Source organism: Streptococcus mitis (assembly GCF_026782895.1).
In the GTDB taxonomy this organism is placed as follows: domain Bacteria; phylum Bacillota; class Bacilli; order Lactobacillales; family Streptococcaceae; genus Streptococcus; species Streptococcus mitis_CB.
In genome coordinates, this window is record NZ_JAKUXJ010000004.1 from 61,422 (window position 1) to 81,718 (window position 20,297).

The window sequence follows — 20,297 nt, forward strand, 5'->3', positions numbered from 1 at the left end:
AGATTATAAGTGAAGGAGTGTGACATGAAAAAGTGGTGGAAAGAGCAGATAGACAAGCCTTTAGTAAAAGCTTTTTTGCATTATTATCAAGCATCAGATAGTGAGTTGACCAGTGTTGCTGTAGCCTACTATTGGTTGATTTCGATTTTTCCACTTCTTTTGGTGGTGGTTAATATCCTCCCTTATTTTCGGATTCCAGTTTCTAATTTTTTAAAGGTTGTCAATGAATTCTTGCCGGAAAGCATGTATGATGTGGTGGCAAAGATTATCACAGAAGTGCTAACCCAACCTTCAACAGGCTTATTGAGTTTTGCGGTTTTGTCAGCTCTCTGGACCTTTTCAAAATCCATGAATTTCCTACAGAAAGCCTTTAATAAAGCTTACGGAGTAGCAAAAAATCGTGGAATGATTTCCCATCAGCTCATGAGTTTGTTTGTCAGTTTTGGCTTGCAGATTCTCTTTGCCTTAGCTCTATTTCTCAGTGTCTTTGGTCGCATGCTCCTCAACCTTATCAAAAGTTACTGGAAATCGGATAGTCCTCTCTTTGATTATCTGCAAGACCTAACAGGTCCCTTGGTCTATGCTTTGATTTTTGCAATCTTGGTCATGCTTTATTATTTCCTGCCCAATGTTAAGGTGCGAAGGATTCGACATGTATTGCCAGGTAGTTCCTTTGTCATGCTGACTCTGGTCTTACTACTTAATATCTTTTCAGTCTATGTCAACAATTATGTCAATCACCTAGTGGACGTCCGTTTTTTCAGTTCCGTCGTCGTGGTGGTCATGATGTTCTGGTTTATTCTCATCGCTAAGATTTTGATTGTCGGTGCGGTGATCAATGCCAGTGTTCAGAGTTTGAAAGATACGAGCTTGAGAACAGACTAATTTATTTTTTATCTATAACAAAACGCATACTATCAAGGTTTTATTGCCTGATAATATGCGTTTTTTGATTATATAAATTAATAGATAAACATGGCATCGCCAAAACTAAAGAAGCGGTAGTGTTCTTGAATGGCATGGTGATAAGCGTCTAAGACCAATTCACGGCCTGCAAAGGCAGAAACCAACATGACCAGAGTTGATTTTGGCAGGTGGAAGTTGGTCGAGAAGGCGTCTACAACCTTCCATTCGTATCCAGGTTTGATAAAGATATTGGTCCAGCCAGAATCTGCTTGGATCTGTCCATCAAACTTGGAACCAATAGTCTCCAGGGTGCGGATAGAAGTGGTTCCAACAGCGATGACGCGACCACCGTTTTCTTTAACAGAGTGAAGGGTTGCAGCTGCTTCCTCAGAAAGCTGGTAGAATTCTGAGTGCATTTCGTGTTCATCCAGATTGTCCACAGAAACAGGTCTAAAGGTTCCGAGTCCGACATGGAGAGTCAAATAGACCAGATGAACACCCTTGGCTTGGATTTCTGCCAGCAATTCTTTAGTGAAGTGTAGTCCAGCAGTTGGTGCAGCAGCAGAACCACTTTCCTTGGCGTAAACGGTTTGATAGCGTTCACGGTCATCTAGTTTTTCATGGATATAAGGCGGTAGCGGCATTTCACCCAGACTTTCTAAGACTTCTAGGAAAATTCCTTGATATTCAAAGCGGACAATACGTCCCCCGTGGGTCAATTCTTCTGTCACGATAGCGCTGAGGCGACCATCACCAAAGCTTACACGAGTGCCAACCTTGAGGCGTTTGGCAGGTTTAGCCAGAACCTCCCACTCATCTCCAGCAGTATTTTTGAGCAGGAGAAGTTCCACATGGCCTCCTGTTTCTTCCTTTTGACCATAGAGGCGGGCAGGGAGAACGCGGGTGTCGTTCATAACGAGGGCATCACCAGGTTCCAGCATATCAATAATAGAGTGGAAGTGTTTATCCTGCATTTCTCCCGTCTCACGATTGACAATGAGGAGTTTAGAGGCGTCCCGTTTTTCAAGAGGCGTTTGGGCAATCAATTCCTCGGGTAAGTGGAAATCAAAATCAGCAGTATTCATATATCTGTTCATTCTTTCTAAGTTCTAATCTTATCCATTATAACATGTTTCAAGTATAGTCGTTCTTTTTTTAGAAATTAAATCGTTTTCACTTGACAAAAATTGGTCTATACCATATAATAAATATAGATTGAAACGGAGGATAAAAAGATGAAAGTTATTAAAGTTGAAAACCAAATCGAAGGTGGAAAAGTTGCTTTTGAGATTTTGAAGGAAAAATTAGCCAATGGAGCTCAAACCCTAGGACTTGCGACAGGAAGTAGCCCACTTGAATTTTACAAGGAAATTGTTGAGAGTGATCTTGATTTTTCAAATCTAACCAGTGTCAACCTTGATGAGTATGTAGGGCTTGATGGAGACAATCCACAGTCTTACCGTTACTTCATGCAAGAAAACTTGTTCAACCAAAAACCATTTAAAGAAAGTTTCTTACCTCGTGGAGTTAAGGACAATGCTGAAGCTGAAGTTGAACGCTACAACCAAATTTTGGCTGACCATCCAGTTGACCTCCAAATCTTGGGAATCGGTCGCAATGGACATATCGGCTTTAACGAGCCAGGAACTCCATTTGATAGCCAAACGCATCTAGTCGAACTTGATCAGTCTACTATCGAAGCTAATGCTCGCTTCTTTGACAAGATTGAAGACGTTCCAACTCAAGCCATTTCAATGGGAATTAAAAACATCTTGGATGCCAAGTCTATCCTTCTCTTTGCTTACGGTGAGTCAAAAGCAGAAGCCATTGCCGGAACCGTGTCTGGTCCAGTGACTGAGAATCTACCTGCAAGTAGCCTACAAAATCACCCTGATGTGACGATTATCGCAGATGCTGAAGCGCTTAGCTTACTTGAAAAATAAAAAAGTGAAACCCTTCAGTTTTTTCTATTGAATGCTTTCAAGACTTGTATAAATGGCAGAAAAATCAAAATTAACCCGCATTTTTTCTTGACAATTATTCCTTTTACGTGTAAAATAGAATAGATCTTGAACTTGAAGGGAGTGAAAAAAATGTCTAAAACAGTAGTACGTAAGAATGAATCTCTTGACGACGCACTTCGTCGTTTCAAACGTGCGGTTACTAAAGCTGGTACTCTTCAAGAAACACGCAAACGTGAATTCTATGAAAAACCTTCTGTAAAACGTAAACGTAAATCAGAAGCAGCTCGTAAACGTAAAAAATTCTAATTAGAAATGAAAGGCTAGAGAAATCTAGTCTTTTTCTTTTAATACTCTTCGAAAATCAAATTCAAACCACGTCAACGTCGCCTTGGATTATATATGTGACTGACTTCGTCAGTCTTATCTACAACCTCAAAGCAGTGCTTCGAGCAACCTGCGGCTAGTTTCCTAGTTTGCTCTTTGATTTTCATTGAGTATAAATAAATACTTCAAAGCCTGCAAAAATCTCAAATATCCTCCTACAATTTGATATAATAGAGAGAAGAACTCATTTGAAGGAGGAAATGATGTCGGTTTTAGTAAAAGAAGTGATTGAAAAGCTCAGACTAGACATTGTCTATGGCGAACCAGAATTACTTGAAAAGGAAATTAATACCGCGGACATTACGCGACCTGGTCTTGAAATGACGGGCTATTTTGACTATTATACGCCTGAGCGAATCCAACTCTTGGGAATGAAGGAGTGGTCCTATCTCGTTTCGATGTCCTCTCACAACCGTTACCAAGTCTTGAAAAAAATGTTTCTACCTGAGACACCTGCGGTCATTGTTGCTCGTGGTTTGGTGGTTCCAGAGGAGATGCTAAAGGCAGCCAGAGAATGTAAGATTGCCATTTTAACCAGCCGTACGGCAACCAGTCGTTTATCTGGAGAGTTATCTAGTTATCTGGATTCACGTTTAGCAGAACGGACCAGTGTGCACGGTGTCTTGATGGATATCTATGGAATGGGTGTCTTGATTCAAGGTGATAGTGGCATCGGTAAGAGTGAGACAGGTCTAGAGCTTGTCAAACGTGGTCACCGCTTGGTAGCCGATGATCGTGTCGATATCTTTGCCAAGGATGAGATTACTCTTTGGGGTGAACCAGCTGAAATCTTGAGACACCTGATTGAAATTCGTGGGGTTGGGATTATCGATGTCATGAGCCTCTACGGTGCGAGTGCCGTCAAGGATTCTTCACAAGTCCAGCTGGCTGTTTATTTGGAAAATTACGATACACATAAAACTTTTGATCGTCTTGGAAACAATGCAGAGGAAATAGAAATTTCTGGCGTAGCCATTCCTCGTATCCGTATTCCAGTTAAAACAGGTCGTAATATTTCTGTTGTGATTGAGGCAGCTGCCATGAATTATCGTGCCAAGGAAATGGGCTTTGATGCGACTCGTTTGTTCGAAGAACGCTTGACAAATCTCATTGCTCAAAACGAGGTGCCTAATGCTTGATCCAATTGCTATTCATCTAGGACCTCTAGCCATTCGTTGGTATGCCTTGTGTATTGTGACAGGCTTGATTCTTGCGGTTTATTTGACCATGAAAGAAGCGCCTAGAAAGAAGATCATACCGGATGATATTTTAGATTTTATCTTGATAGCATTTCCTTTGGCTATTTTAGGAGCTCGTCTCTACTATGTCATTTTCCGTTTTGATTATTATAGTCAGAATTTGGGAGAGATTTTTGCCATTTGGAATGGTGGTTTGGCCATTTATGGTGGTTTGATTACAGGGGCTCTTGTTCTCTATATCTTTGCTGATCGTAAACTCATCAATACTTGGGATTTCTTAGATATTGCGGCACCTAGCGTCATGATTGCCCAAAGTCTGGGGCGCTGGGGCAATTTCTTTAACCAAGAAGCCTACGGTGCAGCAGTGGATAATCTGGATTATCTACCTGGTTTTATCCGTGACCAGATGTATATTGAGGGGAGCTACCGTCAACCGACCTTCCTTTATGAGTCCCTATGGAATCTACTTGGATTTGCCTTGATTCTGATATTCAGACGAAAATGGAAGAGTCTCAGACGAGGTCATATCACTGCTTTCTATTTGATTTGGTATGGTTTCGGTCGTATGGTTATTGAAGGCATGCGAACAGATAGCCTCATGTTCTTTGGACTTCGAGTATCTCAATGGCTTTCAGTTGTTCTTATCGGACTGGGTATTTTTATCATTCTTTATCAAAATCGTAAGAAGGCCCCTTACTATTTTACAGAGGAGGAAAACTAAATGTTAGAAGTTGCATATATTCTTGTTGCCCTAGCTTTGATTGTCTTTTTAGTCTATCTAATCATTACTGTACAAAAGCTTGGACGTGTTATCGATGAAACAGAGAAGACGATTAAAACCTTAACTTCAGATGTGGATGTGACCTTGCATCATACCAATGAATTGCTGTCTAAGGTCAATGTCTTGGCAGATGATATCAATGTCAAAGTAGCAACGATTGATCCACTCTTTAGTGCTGTTGCAGATTTATCTCTATCTGTTTCCGACCTCAATGACCATGCGCGTGTCTTGAGCAAGAAAGCTTCATCAGCTGGTTCAAAAACCATTAAGACTGGTGCAAGTTTGTCAGCTCTTCGTCTTGCAAGTAAATTTTTCAAAAAATAAAAAAGGAGAATTCTTATGGGTAAACTATCCTCAATCCTTTTAGGAACCGTTTCAGGTGCAGCTCTTGCCTTGTTTTTAACAAGCGACAAGGGCAAACAAGTTTGCAGTCAGGCTCAAGATTTTCTAGATGATTTGAAAGAAGATCCTGAGTATGCCAAGGAGCAGGTCTGTGAAAAACTGACAGAAGTCAAGGAGCAGGCTACAGATTTTGTTCTTAAAACCAAAGAACAGGTTGAGTCAGGTGAAATCACTGTGGACAGTGTCCTTGCTCAAGCCAAATCATGTGCTCGTCAAGCGACAGAAGCATCAAAAGATCGATTCAATAATCTCAAGGAGCAATGGCAAGAAAAGGCCGAAACTCTTGATGAATCAGAAGAGATTGTTATTGACATAACAGAAGAATAAACCATCACCATCTCTGGACGGACTATGTATCTGGGGATGGTGATTTTTTTCTCGTAGCCTGTCTTTGTGGTATAATAAGTACTATGCAGAAAAAACCAACGTCAGCCTATGTGCACATCCCATTTTGTACCCAGATTTGTTATTACTGTGACTTTTCAAAAGTTTTTATCAAGAATCAGCCGGTAGATAGTTATTTGGAGCATCTGTTAGAAGAGTTTCAATCTTATGATATTCAAAAGTTGCGAACCCTCTACATCGGTGGTGGCACACCGACAGCTTTGTCAGCTTCTCAACTGGAGGTGTTATTGAAGGGCTTGACTAAAAACTTGGACTTGTCTGTCTTAGAAGAGTTGACCATTGAAGCCAATCCAGGCGACTTGGATGCAGATAAGATAGCTGTTTTGAAAAACTCGGCTGTCAATCGTGTTTCGCTAGGTGTGCAGACCTTTGATGATAAGATGCTGAAAAAGATTGGGCGCAGTCATTTGGAGAAGGATATTTATGAAAATATCGACCGTCTGAAACTTGCTGGTTTTGACAATATCTCCATCGACTTGATTTATGCACTTCCTGGTCAGACTATGGAGCAGGTCAAGGAAAATGTGGCTAAGGCCATTGGACTGGATATTCCCCATATGAGTTTGTATAGCTTGATTTTGGAAAATCATACGGTCTTTATGAACCGTATGCGACGAGGGAAATTGCCTCTGCCTAAGGAGGAACTGGAAGCTGAGATGTTTGAGTACATCATTGCAGAGCTGGAGCGAGCTGGTTTCGAGCATTATGAGATTTCCAATTTCTCAAAGCCTGGTTTTGAAAGTCGCCACAATCTCATGTACTGGGACAATGCTGAATACTATGGTATCGGTGCTGGGGCATCTGGTTATGTCAATGGGGTGCGCTATAAAAACCATGGTCCCATTCGTCATTATCTCAGTGCAGTTGAGGAAGGAAATGCTCGCATCACAGAAGAACACCTGAGTCAAAAAGAGCAAATGGAAGAAGAAATGTTCTTGGGACTCCGCAAGAAATCAGGGGTTTCCATGGCGCGATTTGAGGAAAAATTTGGACGGGATTTCGATGGACTTTATGGAGAAATCGTCAGAGACTTGGTTCAACAAGGTCTCATGCAAATAGACGGTGATCGCGTGCGAATGACAAAAAGAGGTCTCTTTTTAGGAGACACCGTAGCAGAACGATTTATTTTGGAGTAGGATGATGGGCTTAACTTATCAAATGAAAATGAAAATTCCTTTTGATATGGCTGATATGAACGGTCATATCAAGCTTCCAGATGTGATTTTGCTATCCCTGCAAGTTTCAGGGATGCAGTCGATTGAACTGGGAGTTAGTGATAAGGCCATTTTGGAAGACTATAATCTGGTCTGGATTATCACAGACTATGATATTGAGGTGGTTCGTTTGCCTCGTTTTGCGGAAGAAATCACCATCGAAACGGAAGCTTTAAGCTACAATCGACTCTTTTGCTACCGTCGCTTTACCATTTATGATGAAGCAGGTCAAGAAATCATTCGCATGTTGGCGACCTTTGTTCTCATGGATCGAGATAGTCGAAAAGTCCATGCTGTCGAACCTGAGATTGTAGCTCCTTACCAGTCTGAGTTTGATAAAAAGCTTATCCGCGGGCCAAAGTATGAGTCCTTGGAAGAGCCAATCAGCAAGGATTACCATGTTCGTTTTTACGACTTGGATATGAATGGTCATGTCAATAACAGTAAATACTTGGACTGGATTTTTGAGGTCATGGGAGCGGATTTTTTGACCCAATATATTCCCAAGAAAATCAACCTCAAGTATGTCAAGGAAGTTCGACCAGGTGGGGTGATTACATCGGCTGTTGAACGGACTGGACTGGAAAGCAAACATGAGATTACAAGTGACGGGGCTACCAATGCCCAAGCTATCATCACTTGGCAAGAAATGAAGAAGGATTAGGGAGAAATAGATGAAATATAAAGGCTATTTAATTGATTTAGACGGAACCATTTATAAGGGGAAGGATCGAATTCCAGCAGGAGAGGCTTTTGTCCATGAATTGCAAAAGCGAGACATCCCCTATCTTTTTGTAACCAACAATACAACCCGCACTCCAGAGAGTGTTCAGGAGATGCTGGCTCAGAATTTTAATATCGATACGCCCCTGTCGACTGTCTACACCGCGACTTTGGCGACTATCGATTATATGAATGACTTGGGGCTTGAAAAGACAGTCTATGTCATTGGAGAAGCAGGGCTCAAGGAAGCCATCAAGGCAGCTGGTTATGTGGAAGACAAGGATAATCCTGCCTATGTGGTAGTAGGTCTGGACTGGCAAGTTGACTATGAAAAATTTGCCACAGCAACTCTGGCTATCCAAAAGGGTGCTCACTTTATCGGAACCAACCCTGACCTCAACATCCCGACAGAACGCGGTCTTTTGCCTGGTGCTGGTTCACTGATAACTCTTCTTGAAGTGGCAACACGAGTGAAGCCTGTTTATATCGGGAAACCAAATGCTATCATTATGAACAAGGCGGTTGAGCGCTTAGGTTTGGAACGTGAAGAATTAATCATGGTTGGGGACAATTATTTGACTGATATTCGAGCAGGGATTGACAATGGTATTCCAACGCTCTTAGTGACAACAGGTTTTACCAAGGCAGAAGAAGTGTCAGACCTGCCAATCGCACCGACTCATGTGGTTTCTAGCCTTGCGGAGTGGGATTTTGATGAAAACTAAACTGACCTTTTGGAGCTCTATGCTCTTTCTCCTCTCCCTCTCAATCCTTTTGACCATTTATTTGGTTTGGATTTTTTATCCGCTGGAAATTCAGTGGCTGAACTTAACGAATCGAGTTTATCTAAAACCAGAAACCATTCAATATAACTTTCATATCTTGATGAATTACCTGACTAATCCTTTTATTCAAGTCTTGCAGATGCCAGATTTTCGTTCGTCAACAGCTGGATTACACCATTTTGCGGTGGTGAAGAATCTCTTTCACTTTGTTCAGCTAGTAGCTCTAGTGACACTACCAAGTTTCTATTTCTTTGTCAAAGGGATTGTTAAAAAGGGCTTTTTATCTTTATTCAGTAAGGGGCTTTTGACTCTAGTAGTCTTGCCTGTGCTGATTGGTCTCGGGGGAGTTTTGATTGGTTTTGAGCAATTCTTTACACTTTTCCATCAAATTCTCTTTGTGGGAGATGATACCTGGCTTTTTGACCCAGCCAAGGATCCAGTTATTCTGATTTTGCCAGAGACCTTCTTCCTTCATGCCTTTCTTCTCTTTTTTGCCCTCTATGAAAGCTTCTTTGGCTATCTTTATCTAAAAAGTCGTAAGCAGTAATACTAAGGATGTTTCTGGTTTGCATAAATAAATTAAGTATGTGATTCGAAACTATTGTCAAGAATGAATTAATCAAATTCAAACAGAGTCAATCGTTCGCGAACAGTCTATTTTTCTTGAAAAAATAGGCTTTTTTCTAAAAATCTCTAGTCAAGCGCTTTATTTTTTTGTATAATAGAATTAGCAAAGTATAGATAAGAAGAGAAAAGCATGATTACACTATTTCTATCACCGAGCTGTACTTCATGTCGTAAGGCTAAGGCCTGGTTAGAAAAACATAAGGTGCCCTTTGAGGAACACAATATTATGACCAGTCCTTTAACAAGAAAAGAATTACAACACATCCTTTCCTTGACCGAAAATGGTACTGATGACATCATTTCAACTCGTTCAAAAATTTTTCAAAAATTGAATATTGATGTAGAGAGTATCTCGGTATCGGAATTGCTTCATTTGATTGAGCAGCATCCTAGTCTTTTGCGTCGTCCAATTATTATCGATGCCAAACGTATGCAGATCGGTTTTAATGAAGATGAGATTCGTGCTTTTCTCCCTCGTAGTTATCGTAAGCAAGAACTAAAAGAAGCAAGAATGAGAGCTGGTATTAGTTAATGAACAAACAGTATAGTTACCCACTAGATTTGTCGTGGAGCACTGAAGAACTTGCTTCAGTGCTTTCTTTTTTTAATGATGTTGAAGCTGCCTATGAAGGCAAGGTAGAGGCTAAAAAGTTACTGGACTCTTATAAGGGATTCAAGGCGGTCGTACCAAGCAAGAGCGAAGAGAAACGTTTGGGACGAGAATTTGAAACAGTTAGTGGCTATTCGCTTTACCGAGCGGTTCAGGTTGCCAAGGAAAAAGGGGAAGGAAAGATTTCTCTTGGAAAGTAAATTTGAATTTGCTAAAGAGCTTGTCAAGAAGGCGGGCCAGTACATACTCGACCATATGCAGGAAGATTTGTGTGTTGAAACCAAGTCCTCTCCAACAGATTTGGTGACCAGACTGGATAAGGAAGTTCAGGAACTCTTGGTTGGTGAGATTTTGTCTCGTTATCCTGAGGATAAGATTTGCGCTGAAGAAGGTTGTCTGCGAGCCTCGGTTCAAGAGTGCAAGGTTTGGGTCCTTGATCCGATTGATGGTACCAATAACTTTGTAGCCCAGCAGGAAGATTTTGCTGTTATGATGGCTTATTTTGAAAATGGTCAGGGACAGTTTGGTCTGATTTATGATGTGGTCAAGGGGGATTGTTATCACGGTGGTGGTAAGTTTCCAGTTTGTCTAAATGATAACCCCCTAGCTCCCTTTAAACCAAAACCACTTGGAGATTTCCTCATTGCAGGGAATAGTGGTATGCTGGAAACCAATGAATGGGGACTGGCTGATTTGAGTCGAGCGGTCCTCGGTGTACGTGTCTATGGGAGTGCGGCCATTAGTTTTGCCAAGATTTTGTCAGGGCGTTTGTTGACCTATGTCACCTATCTGCAACCATGGGATTATGCCGCAGCTAGTATTTTAGGGGAAAGTCTGGGCTATCGGGTTGTGACCCTATCTGGTCAAGCGCTTGATTTTCAAACCAGACAGCCGGTCATGATGGTGCCTCTTGAGATGCAGGAGGAAATTCAGTCCTATATTTACGAAAGGAAAAGAATTTAAATGCAATTTCCAGAAGGATTTGTTGAAAAATATGAAGAGATACTAGGAGATGAGGCAAGAGATTTTCTTGCCTCTTTTGAGGAGGAAGCGGTTTCGGCCTTTCGGGTCAATCCTTTAAAAGAAACACCAATTTCCTTTCCTGATGCCATTCCTCAAACCCCTTGGGGACATTATGGGAAGGTTTCAGGGAAATCGCCTGAGCATGCTACAGGTTTAGTATATTCGCAAGAACCCGCTGCTCAGATGGTGGCTCAGGTAGCCCAGCCCAGTCCTGGTATGAAGGTCTTGGATTTGGCCGCTGCACCGGGTGGTAAATCAACTCAACTAGCAGCCTATCTAGCAGGAGAAGGTCTCCTGGTTTCCAACGAAATTTCAAGCAAACGGGCTAAGATTTTAGTGGAAAACATGGAGCGCTTTGGAGCTACAAATGTCGTGGTGACCAATGAATCTGCTGACCGTTTGGCCAAGGTTTTTAAAGGCTATTTTGACCTAATCGTTCTTGATGCCCCTTGCTCTGGTGAAGGAATGTTTCGTAAGCAGCCAGATGCTATGGACTATTGGAGCCTTGATTATCCAAGTCAATGTGCTAGCTTGCAAAGAGAAATTCTATCAGATGCAGTAACCATGCTAGCTGAAGGTGGTCGTTTGGTTTATTCAACCTGTACCTGGGCACCTGAGGAAAATGAAGAGATTGTTAATTGGTTGCTGGAAGAGTATGATTTTGATTTGTTGCCAGTAGAGCATATCAATGGAATGGTAGCTGGTATTGACCTGCCAGAAACGGCTCGGATGTATCCTCATCAGTTTAAGGGAGAGGGGCAATTTGTAGCCCATTTGCAATTTAAAGGTGAAAATCTAGCACCAAAATGTAAGGCAAGTAAGAGCAATCTCAGCCGAGAACAAGTTACTTTGTGGCAGGAATTTGCACAAAAACACTTGAAAATCAATTTAAGGGGGATCTTGCAGACTTTTGGAGACCAACTCTATCTTCTGCCCGAATTCTTGCCAGATTTAGGGAAACTCAAGATTGCTCGGAATGGCCTGCATCTGGGCACATTTAAGAAGAAACGTTTTGAACCCAGTTTTGCTCTTGGTCTAGCCTTGAAACCGAGTCAGGTAAAGCAGTCAGTTGAAATTGACCGAGAGGAGTTTGTAAAGTATGCGGCTGGAGAAACCGTTCAGCTGGCGGAAAGTCTGCCAAATGGTTGGTACCAAGTTTTGGTTCAAGGCAACGGGTTGGGCTTTGGAAAGGTGACTGGAAATGTTTTGAAAAATTATTTTCCAAAAGGCCTCAGATTCAAGTGAAAATGCTAGTCAAAGTAGCTTGTCTATGTTATAGTGGAAGTATGGATTTTTTCAAATTGTCTTTCATTTTAAGTCAAAATTGGTGGGCAAGGTAACTGAGCAAATGACTAGTAAAACTAAGTAAAGAACTTCAGTTGGCTCCCAATTTTCAAAAGAAAAACATAAATAAATAGTTGAAAAAATTCACAGCATTCACCATTATTTTCAAGGAGAAAAACAGTGAAAAAAAGGAAAAAACTCGCTCTATCCCTTGCGGCTCTCTTGCTAGCAGGTTCTTTGGCGGGATGTGCTAGCTGGATTGATCGTGGAGAATCCATGACAGCTGTTGGCTCAACGGCTCTTCAGCCCTTGGTCGAAGCAGCAGCAGATGAATTTGGCTCTATGCACGTTGGAAAAACAGTCAACGTCCAAGGTGGAGGATCTGGTACAGGTTTGTCTCAGGTTCAGTCTGGAGCCGTTGATGTAGGAAATTCAGACGTATTTGCCGAGGAAAAAGACGGTATCAACGCATCCGCTCTAGTGGACCATAAGGTTGCTGTAGCGGGCTTGGCAGTGATTGTGAACAAGGAAGTTGATGTTGAAAATCTGACAACTGAACAACTCCGTAGCATCTTCACAGGTCAAGTAACCAACTGGAAAGAAGTCGGTGGGAAAGACCTAGCCATTTCCATTATCAACCGCGCGGCAAGTTCTGGTTCTCGTGCAACCTTTGATAGTGTTATCATGGATGGTCAATCTGCCGTGCAGAGTCAAGAACAGGATTCAAATGGGATGGTCAAAAACATTGTTTCCCAGACCCCAGGAGCCATTTCTTACCTAGCCTTTGCATATGTGGATGACTCAGTTAAACGCATGAAATTGAACGGCTATGAGCCGATTGCAGAAAATGTAACAACCAATAACTGGCCTTTGTGGTCTTATGAACATATGTATACTCTAGGTCAGCCAAATGAATTGGTGGCAGAGTTTCTCAACTTTGTCCTCTCAGATGAAGCGCAAAGCGGAATCGTTAAGGGAATGGGTTATATTTCTGTTAAGGAAATGAAGGTTGAAAAAGATGCTGTAGGAACGGTGACAGCACTAGAAGGGAGTCAATAATGAATCAAGAAGAATTAGCTAAAAAATTACTTTCTCCCTCAAAGAACTCTCGTCTAGAGAAACTAGGAAAAGGCTTGACCTTTGCCTGTCTGTCTTTGATTGTCATCATTGTGGCTATGATTTTGATTTTCGTAGCCCAAAAAGGTTTGTCGACCTTCTTTGTAAATGGGGTTAATATCTTTGATTTCCTCTTTGGACAAACTTGGAATCCTTCAGGTAAACAATTTGGTGCGCTTCCAATGATTTTGGGTTCCTTTATTGTCACAATCCTATCAGCCCTTATCGCAACTCCTTTTGCTATTGGTGCGGCAGTCTTTATGACCGAAGTCTCACCAAAAGGTGCTAGAATCTTGCAACCAGCTATTGAATTACTTGTCGGGATTCCTTCAGTCGTGTATGGATTTATCGGTTTGCAGGTCGTAGTTCCCTTTGTCCGTAGTGTATTTGGTGGAACTGGTTTTGGGATTTTGTCAGGGATTTTCGTTCTCTTTGTCATGATCTTGCCGACGGTAACCTTTATGACAACCGATAGCTTGCGTGCGGTGCCTCGTCACTACCGCGAAGCTAGTTTGGCTATGGGGGCCACTCGTTGGCAAACCATCTGGCGCGTGACCTTGAAAGCTGCGCGTTCAGGGATTTTCACAGCTGTGGTCTTTGGGATGGCGCGTGCCTTTGGTGAGGCCTTGGCCATTCAGATGGTGGTCGGAAACTCAGCTGTTGTTCCAACTTCACTAACAACACCTGCTGCGACCTTGACCTCTGTTTTGACCATGGGTATCGGAAATACTGTTATGGGAACCGTTGATAATAACGTTCTTTGGTCATTGGCCCTAGTCTTGCTCTTGATGAGTTTAGCCTTCAACAGTGTGATTAAATTGATTACGAAAGAAAGAGGAAAGAAAAACTATGCACGCTAAGAAATTAGATAAAATTGCAACAGCTGTCCTCTACTCGATTGCAGGAATTATTGTTGCCATCCTGGCCTCCTTGATTCTCTATATCTTGGTTCGTGGTTTGCCCCACATCTCTTGGTCTTTCTTGACTGGCAAATCATCTTCTTACCAAGCAGGTGGAGGAATTGGAATTCAGCTCTATAATTCCTTCTTCCTTTTGGTCATTACCTTGATTATCTCTGTACCTTTATCTATGGGAGCTGGGATTTTCCTAGCTGAATATGCTAAAAAAGGTCCTGTGACCAACTTTGTCAGAACCTGTATTGAAATCTTGTCATCATTGCCATCAGTGGTTGTAGGTCTCTTTGGTTACTTGATCTTTGTAGTTCAATTTGAGTATGGATTTTCAATCATCTCAGGTGCCTTGGCTTTGACAGTCTTTAACTTGCCTCAAATGACTCGTAATGTTGAGGACAGTTTAAAACACGTTCACCATACGCAACGTGAGGCTGGCCTAGCTCTTGGTATTTCACGCTGGGAGACTGTAGTCCATGTCGTGATTCCAGAAGCCCTTCCAGGTATTGTCACTGGGGTTGTCTTAGCTTCTGGTCGTATTTTTGGTGAGGCGGCTGCTTTGATTTATACAGCAGGACAATCCGCTCCAGCCCTTGACTGGTCTAACTGGAATGTTCTCAGTGTAACTAGCCCAATCTCTATCTTCCGTCAAGCAGAAACCTTGGCTGTCCACATCTGGAAAGTCAACAGTGAAGGAACTATTCCTGATGGCACCATCGTATCCGCAGGTTCTGCTGCCGTGCTCCTCATCTTTATCCTCATCTTTAACTTTGGAGCTCGCAAGCTCGGAAGCTATCTACATAAGAAATTAACCGCTGCCTAAAGGAGAAGCCATGTCAAAATATAATTGGGATGAAAAGCATATCATCACCTTTCCTGAAGAGAAAGTGGCCCTCTCTACCAAGGATTTACATGTTTACTACGGTAAAAAAGAATCCATCAAGGGCATCGATATGCAATTTGAAAAAAATAAAATTACTGCCTTAATTGGCCCATCTGGATCAGGAAAATCAACCTACCTCCGCAGTCTCAATCGCATGAATGATACCATTGATATTGCCAAGGTCACAGGTCAAATCCTCTACCAAGGGATTGATGTCAATCGTCCAGAAATCAACGTTTATGAAATGCGTAAACATATCGGGATGGTCTTCCAACGCCCAAATCCTTTTGCTAAGTCCATCTACCGCAACATTACTTTTGCTCATGAACGTGCGGGTGTTAAGGACAAGCAAGTCTTGGATGAAATTGTGGAAACCTCTCTCCGTCAAGCTGCCCTTTGGGACCAGGTCAAAGATGATTTGCACAAGTCAGCCTTGACCCTATCAGGTGGTCAGCAGCAACGTCTCTGTATCGCTCGTGCTATCTCTGTTAAACCAGATATCCTCTTGATGGATGAGCCAGCGTCAGCCTTGGATCCGATTGCGACAGCCCAGCTGGAAGAAACCATGTTGGAATTGAAGAAGGACTTTACCATCATCATCGTGACCCACAGCATGCAACAGGCTGCGCGTGCTAGTGATTACACAGGATTTTTCTATTTGGGTGACTTGATTGAGTACGATAAGACCTCTAATATTTTCCAAAATGCCAAACTACAGTCAACCAATGACTACGTAACAGGACACTTTGGATAGAAAGGAAACAGTATGACAGAAGCGATTTTACAGGTATCAGACCTGTCCGTTTACTACAATCAAAAAAAGGCCTTGAATAGTGTTTCCCTATCTTTCCAACCTAAGGAAATTACAGCCTTGATTGGTCCATCTGGATCAGGGAAATCAACCCTCCTCAAGGCTATCAACCGCATGGGGGATCTCAATCCAGAGGTGACTACAACTGGTTCGGTGGTTTACAACGGCCACAACATCTACAGCCCGCGTACAGATACAGTTGAATTGCGTAAGGAAATCGGTATGGTTTTCCAACAGCCCAACCCTTTCCCTATGTCCATCTACGAAAATGTTGTCTATGGGCTTCGTATCAATGGAGTGAAGGACAAGCAGATTCTGGATGAAGCAGTGGAAAAAGCCTTGCAACGAGCTTCTATCTGGGATGAGGTCAAGGACCGCCTGCATGATTCAGCTATCGGACTTTCAGGTGGACAACAGCAACGTGTCTGTGTTGCCCGTGTCTTGGCAACCAGTCCTAAAATCATTCTCTTGGATGAACCGACTTCAGCCTTGGACCCTATATCTGCTGGGAAAATTGAGGAAACCTTGTATGGGCTAAAAAATAAATACACCATGCTCTTGGTTACGCGTTCTATGCAACAAGCCTCTCGTATCTCTGACAAGACAGGATTTTTCCTAGATGGAGATCTGATTGAGTTTAACGATACCAAGAAGATGTTCCTCAACCCACAACACAAGGAAACAGAAGATTATATTTCAGGAAAATTTGGATAAGGAGATAAATGATGTTACGTTCTCAATTTGAGGAAGATTTAGAGAAATTGCACAATCAGTTCTATGCTATGGGACAAGAGGTGCTATCCCAAATCAATCGGACAGTGCGTGCCTTTGTTACACATGACCGTGATTTGGCCAAAGAAGTCATCGAAGACGATGCAGAAGTAAATGAATACGAAGTGAAGTTGGAGAAGAAATCATTTGAAATGATTGCTCTTCAACAACCTGTTTCACAAGACCTTCGTACCGTCTTGACTGTTCTCAAGGCAGTGTCAGACGTGGAACGCATGGGAGACCATGCAGTGTCTATCGCTGAAGCGACCATTCGTATGAAAGGGGAGCAACGCATCCCAGCTGTTGAAGAAGAAATCAAGAGAATGGGTCGCGATGTCAAGAATTTCGTCGAAGCAGCCCTTGAACTTTATCTGAATGGTTCAGTAGACCAGGCCTATGAAGTAGCAGCCATGGACGAAAAAATCAACCATTACTTTGATAGCATTCGTGACTTGGCTACAGAAGAAATCAAGAAAAATCCAGATGCCATCGTTACAGGTCGTGATTATTTCCAAGTGATTGCCTTCTTGGAACGCATTGGAGACTATGCCAAAAATATCTGTGAATGGGTTGTTTACTTTGAAACAGGTAAGATTGTCGAACTATAAAGTATTCAAATGATAAAATTATTGTGAAAGCTTACTTTTTAATACAGTAATCTTTCATTGTATAGATGGTTTACTTTGTCAGAGGTGAATAATGAACTACATACAGAATATCAGAAAAAAAGTTGGAAAAGATAAAATTATTTTAAATTTTACCTGTGGAATATTAAGTCAATCAGGAAAAATTTTATTACAAAAACGAGCAGATAAAGGAACGTGGGGATTACCAGGTGGTGCTCTTGAATTAGGAGAATCGGCTTTAGAAGCTTTAGTGCGAGAGTTTTATGAAGAAACAGGAGTCGAAGTGAGGGTGGAAAAACTCTTAAATGTTTATACAAAATATTCAGACAGTTATCCGAATGGTGATGAGGCTCAAGTTCTTACAATCTTGTATTTAGTTTCATCTGAAATTTCTATCTCTACAAATTTTTTTACAAGTGATGAAACTTTAGAATTAGGATTTTTTGATCATAGTGACATACAAAATATTGCAATTGTAAACCAGCAGCATCGAGATATGATAAATGATTTTTTTGAAAATAAGTTCCCAATAGATAGATAAACTAACCACTGTATTTCTATTTTTTAGTAAATATATTTTATGAAAATGTAAGAAAAACACTTGACAAGCAACTTGGATAGCGTTATAATTATACAAAATTAACAGAGAGGTTGTTTATTTATGAAATCGAAAAAATGGATATTTGTTTTATGTAGTTTTCTTGCAAGTTTCTTCTTAGTAGCTTGCCAGTCGGGTTCTAATGGTTCTCAGTCAGCTGTTGAGGCCATTAAGCAAAAGGGGAAATTAGTTGTGGCGACTAGTCCTGACTATGCACCTTTTGAATTCCAATCCTTAGTTGACGGAAAAAACCAGGTAGTCGGTGCGGATATTGATATGGCCCAAGCTATCGCTGATGAACTTGGGGTGAAGTTGGAAATTTCAAGCATGAGTTTTGATAATGTCTTGACCAGTCTTCAAACTGGTAAGGCTGATCTAGCGGTTGCGGGAATTAGCGCTACTGACGAGAGAAAAGAAGTCTTTGATTTTTCAATCCCTTACTATGAAAACAAGATTAGTTTCTTGGTTCGTAAGGCTGATGAAGAAAAATACAAGGATTTAACTAGCCTAGAAAGTGCTAATATTGCGGCCCAAAAAGGGACTGTTCCAGAATCTATGGTCAAGGAACAATTGCCAAAAGCGCAATTAACTTCCCTAACCAATATGGGTGAAGCTGTTAATGAATTACAGGTTGGAAAAGTAGATGCCGTTCATATGGATGAGCCTGTTGCTCTTAGCTATGCTGCTAAAAATGCCGACCTAGCTGTCGCAACTGTCAGCTTGAAGATGAAGGACGGCGAAGCCAACGCAGTTGCCCTTAGAAAAAATAGTGCTGATTTGAAAGAAGTGGTGGACAAGGTCATCCAAAAACTCAAGGATGAAGGAACTTACCAAAGCTATCTTGAAAAAGCGGCAACCCTAACAGAAGTTGAACAATAAGAAAAAAGCAGAGTTGGATGTCATTCCAATTCTGCTTTTAAATAGTTTAAAACCTTTTCCAGATTGTCTAAGGACACCTTAGCAAATTGATAAGGGCAGGCATCCAAGTATGCCTCTTCAAAGAAGTCTAAGCCCAGTTGGCTGTGTTTGAGACTAGCAATTTTAGGATAATGTCTTAGGTCTAGTAATAAACCATCGTGTAGGGGAAAGTAAGGAAGGGGACAAGGAGTTTTAGCTAGTCTTTCCTCGATTTGTTTTTGGTAAGCTTCCTGATTGGATAAGCGAGCCAGACGATTTTTTTCAAATAATTGACTGTCAATATAGAGTGACAGGGCCTTTTGCATAATGAGGTTGCTGTCGTAGTCTAGGATATTTTTGTAGGCCACAAAGGCTTCCTTGATAGCATTTGGAAGGATGAGTGCTGTTATCCGCAAGGCTGGAAAGAGGCTGGTTGAGAAGGACTTGATGTAAATGACCCGCTCCTCTGTATCCAGATAGTGGAAGGTCTGGCCCTTCTTGGAGTCCAAATCCCCCAGATAGTCGTCCTCTACGATATAGACACCGTACTTGGCAGCTAAGTCAAGAATAGCCCGTTTGTCCTGCTCTGAATAGGAATGTCCCAGAGGATAGTGAAAACGAGGAATGGTATAGAAAAACTTAATTTGTCCTGTTTTGAAGTGGCCTTCCAGTTCCTCCAAGTCAATTCCATCAATGCCTCGTTCAATCGTTTGATAGTCCAGACCTTGAGCAATCAAGAGGCGATTCATCCGATGGTAGGTCGGCTGTTCCACCAAGATTTCCTTGGCTTGGCTAGGAAAGGAAATTTGAGAAAGGATAAACAAGGCTTGCTGGGTTCCAGAAGTCAATACCAACTGGTCTGCCTTGCAGTAGAGAGCTTGGTCAAAGAGGAGTTTATGAATGGATTGTCTTAAGTCTTCTAATCCTTCTTGGTTGTCATAGTAGTTGAAGAGGTAGTTTTCCCGACCAATCAAGGTTTCATTGATACAGAGTCGGAAATCGTCATAGGCACTGGCATGTTCGTCAGTGACTTCAATTTCTAGATCCTGGTGTTGCCCTTGTTCTAGGACATAGTAACCACTCTGGGGCTTGGCATAGAGGTATTGTTCGTGCCGTAATTCCAGCAGGGCTCGTTGAATGGTGTCCTTGCTACAGTGAAAGTCAAGGCTCAGTTGACGGATAGAAGGCAGGCGACTTCCCGTTGGAAAACGTCCAGACTCGATACCGTTTTTCAGATAGGAAACAACCTCTTGGTACTTGCTTTGTTTCTTCATTCCAGACCTCCCTTGATTTTGTTACATTGTACCTTTTTTTTTCCTTCTTGGCAATGTCCAGAGTGTTTCTATCGTTCACATCTAGGGGCAAATGTGGTATACT

At 41.8% G+C, this 20,297-nt stretch carries 25 protein-coding genes; 23 read left to right on the forward strand and 2 right to left on the reverse strand.

All coding sequences use genetic code 11. The features are described from left to right. The first annotated feature begins 24 nt into the window (after window positions 1-24). Window positions 25-885, forward strand: a complete 861-nt coding sequence (locus tag MK480_RS04420; RefSeq protein WP_049542836.1) for a YihY/virulence factor BrkB family protein — start codon at window positions 25-27, stop codon at window positions 883-885. A 77-nt stretch (window positions 886-962) separates the two neighbouring features. On the opposite strand, the gene queA is transcribed toward MK480_RS04420, so the two are convergent. Continuing rightward, entirely contained in the window at window positions 963-1,991 is a 1,029-nt protein-coding gene (gene queA, locus MK480_RS04425; protein WP_268707410.1) for a tRNA preQ1(34) S-adenosylmethionine ribosyltransferase-isomerase QueA, read from the reverse strand. A gap of 150 nt (window positions 1,992-2,141) precedes the next feature. Here queA and MK480_RS04430 point away from each other — a divergent pair, with 150 nt between their 5' ends. The 22 genes from MK480_RS04430 (at window position 2,142) to MK480_RS04535 (ending at window position 18,902) form a co-directional block, all read left to right on the forward strand. Next, a complete protein-coding gene (locus tag MK480_RS04430; protein ID WP_000864591.1) occupies window positions 2,142-2,849 on the forward strand; it encodes a glucosamine-6-phosphate deaminase in 708 nt (235 codons plus the stop codon). A 150-nt stretch (window positions 2,850-2,999) separates the two neighbouring features. Next, a complete protein-coding gene (rpsU, locus tag MK480_RS04435) occupies window positions 3,000-3,176 on the forward strand; it encodes a 30S ribosomal protein S21 (protein WP_000048054.1) in 177 nt (58 codons plus the stop codon). Between the two features lie 281 nt (window positions 3,177-3,457). Further along, the gene (gene hprK, locus MK480_RS04440) at window positions 3,458-4,393 is read left to right on the forward strand and encodes an HPr(Ser) kinase/phosphatase (RefSeq protein WP_000115155.1); all 936 of its coding nucleotides are present in this window, start codon (window positions 3,458-3,460) and stop codon (window positions 4,391-4,393) included. After that, window positions 4,386-5,174, forward strand: coding sequence for a prolipoprotein diacylglyceryl transferase (gene lgt / locus MK480_RS04445; RefSeq protein WP_268707242.1), 789 nt, complete (start codon window positions 4,386-4,388; stop codon window positions 5,172-5,174). Before hprK ends, lgt begins: the two co-directional genes overlap by 8 nt. Continuing rightward, window positions 5,175-5,558, forward strand: a complete 384-nt coding sequence (locus MK480_RS04450; protein WP_049551989.1) for a DUF948 domain-containing protein — start codon at window positions 5,175-5,177, stop codon at window positions 5,556-5,558. 15 nt (window positions 5,559-5,573) lie between these two features. Continuing rightward, window positions 5,574-5,963, forward strand: a complete 390-nt coding sequence (locus tag MK480_RS04455; RefSeq protein ID WP_261015229.1) for a YtxH domain-containing protein — start codon at window positions 5,574-5,576, stop codon at window positions 5,961-5,963. A gap of 83 nt (window positions 5,964-6,046) precedes the next feature. Beyond that, on the forward strand, window positions 6,047-7,177 hold the full coding sequence (gene hemW, locus MK480_RS04460) for a radical SAM family heme chaperone HemW (protein ID WP_261008856.1): 1,131 nt from the start codon (window positions 6,047-6,049) through the stop codon (window positions 7,175-7,177). Window positions 7,178-7,181: 4 nt separating this feature from the next. Then, window positions 7,182-7,919 carry an acyl-[acyl-carrier-protein] thioesterase gene (locus MK480_RS04465; protein WP_268707411.1) on the forward strand — a complete coding sequence of 246 codons (738 nt, stop codon included), beginning with the start codon at window positions 7,182-7,184 and terminating at the stop codon, window positions 7,917-7,919. Between the two features lie 10 nt (window positions 7,920-7,929). Beyond that, on the forward strand, window positions 7,930-8,703 hold the full coding sequence (locus MK480_RS04470) for a TIGR01457 family HAD-type hydrolase (RefSeq protein ID WP_268707243.1): 774 nt from the start codon (window positions 7,930-7,932) through the stop codon (window positions 8,701-8,703). Continuing rightward, window positions 8,693-9,310 carry a TIGR01906 family membrane protein gene (locus MK480_RS04475; RefSeq protein WP_268707244.1) on the forward strand — a complete coding sequence of 206 codons (618 nt, stop codon included), beginning with the start codon at window positions 8,693-8,695 and terminating at the stop codon, window positions 9,308-9,310. The genes MK480_RS04470 and MK480_RS04475 overlap by 11 nt, the downstream gene beginning before the upstream one ends. Window positions 9,311-9,520: 210 nt before the next feature. Then, window positions 9,521-9,922 carry a transcriptional regulator Spx gene (gene spx, locus MK480_RS04480; RefSeq protein ID WP_125452279.1) on the forward strand — a complete coding sequence of 134 codons (402 nt, stop codon included), beginning with the start codon at window positions 9,521-9,523 and terminating at the stop codon, window positions 9,920-9,922. Beyond that, a complete protein-coding gene (locus MK480_RS04485) occupies window positions 9,922-10,200 on the forward strand; it encodes a UPF0223 family protein (RefSeq protein ID WP_050139331.1) in 279 nt (92 codons plus the stop codon). Before spx ends, MK480_RS04485 begins: the two co-directional genes overlap by 1 nt. Then, the gene (locus tag MK480_RS04490) at window positions 10,190-10,963 is read left to right on the forward strand and encodes an inositol monophosphatase family protein (protein ID WP_268707245.1); all 774 of its coding nucleotides are present in this window, start codon (window positions 10,190-10,192) and stop codon (window positions 10,961-10,963) included. Before MK480_RS04485 ends, MK480_RS04490 begins: the two co-directional genes overlap by 11 nt. Then, window positions 10,964-12,268, forward strand: a complete 1,305-nt coding sequence (locus tag MK480_RS04495; protein ID WP_268707246.1) for an RsmF rRNA methyltransferase first C-terminal domain-containing protein — start codon at window positions 10,964-10,966, stop codon at window positions 12,266-12,268. 219 nt (window positions 12,269-12,487) lie between these two features. Then, the gene (locus tag MK480_RS04500) at window positions 12,488-13,366 is read left to right on the forward strand and encodes a phosphate ABC transporter substrate-binding protein PstS family protein (protein ID WP_000746329.1); all 879 of its coding nucleotides are present in this window, start codon (window positions 12,488-12,490) and stop codon (window positions 13,364-13,366) included. Beyond that, window positions 13,366-14,283 (forward strand): phosphate ABC transporter permease subunit PstC, encoded by a 918-nt coding sequence (gene pstC, locus MK480_RS04505; RefSeq protein ID WP_001070903.1) that lies wholly within the window; start codon window positions 13,366-13,368, stop codon window positions 14,281-14,283. The genes MK480_RS04500 and pstC overlap by 1 nt, the downstream gene beginning before the upstream one ends. Then, complete coding sequence (gene pstA / locus MK480_RS04510) at window positions 14,273-15,157, forward strand: phosphate ABC transporter permease PstA (protein WP_268707247.1); 885 nt, start codon at window positions 14,273-14,275, stop codon at window positions 15,155-15,157. The genes pstC and pstA overlap by 11 nt, the downstream gene beginning before the upstream one ends. A 10-nt stretch (window positions 15,158-15,167) precedes the next feature. Next, window positions 15,168-15,971, forward strand: a complete 804-nt coding sequence (gene pstB / locus MK480_RS04515) for a phosphate ABC transporter ATP-binding protein PstB (protein WP_020900241.1) — start codon at window positions 15,168-15,170, stop codon at window positions 15,969-15,971. A gap of 12 nt (window positions 15,972-15,983) precedes the next feature. Continuing rightward, entirely contained in the window at window positions 15,984-16,742 is a 759-nt protein-coding gene (gene pstB / locus MK480_RS04520) for a phosphate ABC transporter ATP-binding protein PstB (RefSeq protein WP_268707248.1), read from the forward strand. A gap of 11 nt (window positions 16,743-16,753) precedes the next feature. Further along, on the forward strand, window positions 16,754-17,407 hold the full coding sequence (phoU, locus tag MK480_RS04525; protein ID WP_268707249.1) for a phosphate signaling complex protein PhoU: 654 nt from the start codon (window positions 16,754-16,756) through the stop codon (window positions 17,405-17,407). Window positions 17,408-17,498: 91 nt separating this feature from the next. Further along, a complete protein-coding gene (locus MK480_RS04530; protein ID WP_268707250.1) occupies window positions 17,499-17,966 on the forward strand; it encodes an NUDIX hydrolase in 468 nt (155 codons plus the stop codon). Between the two features lie 120 nt (window positions 17,967-18,086). Further along, on the forward strand, window positions 18,087-18,902 hold the full coding sequence (locus tag MK480_RS04535) for an ABC transporter substrate-binding protein (RefSeq protein WP_268707251.1): 816 nt from the start codon (window positions 18,087-18,089) through the stop codon (window positions 18,900-18,902). Between the two features lie 20 nt (window positions 18,903-18,922). Here MK480_RS04535 and MK480_RS04540 read toward each other — a convergent pair whose 3' ends face one another. Further along, window positions 18,923-20,194, reverse strand: coding sequence for an aminotransferase-like domain-containing protein (locus MK480_RS04540; RefSeq protein WP_173875981.1), 1,272 nt, complete (start codon window positions 20,192-20,194; stop codon window positions 18,923-18,925). Window positions 20,195-20,297 lie beyond the last annotated feature (103 nt).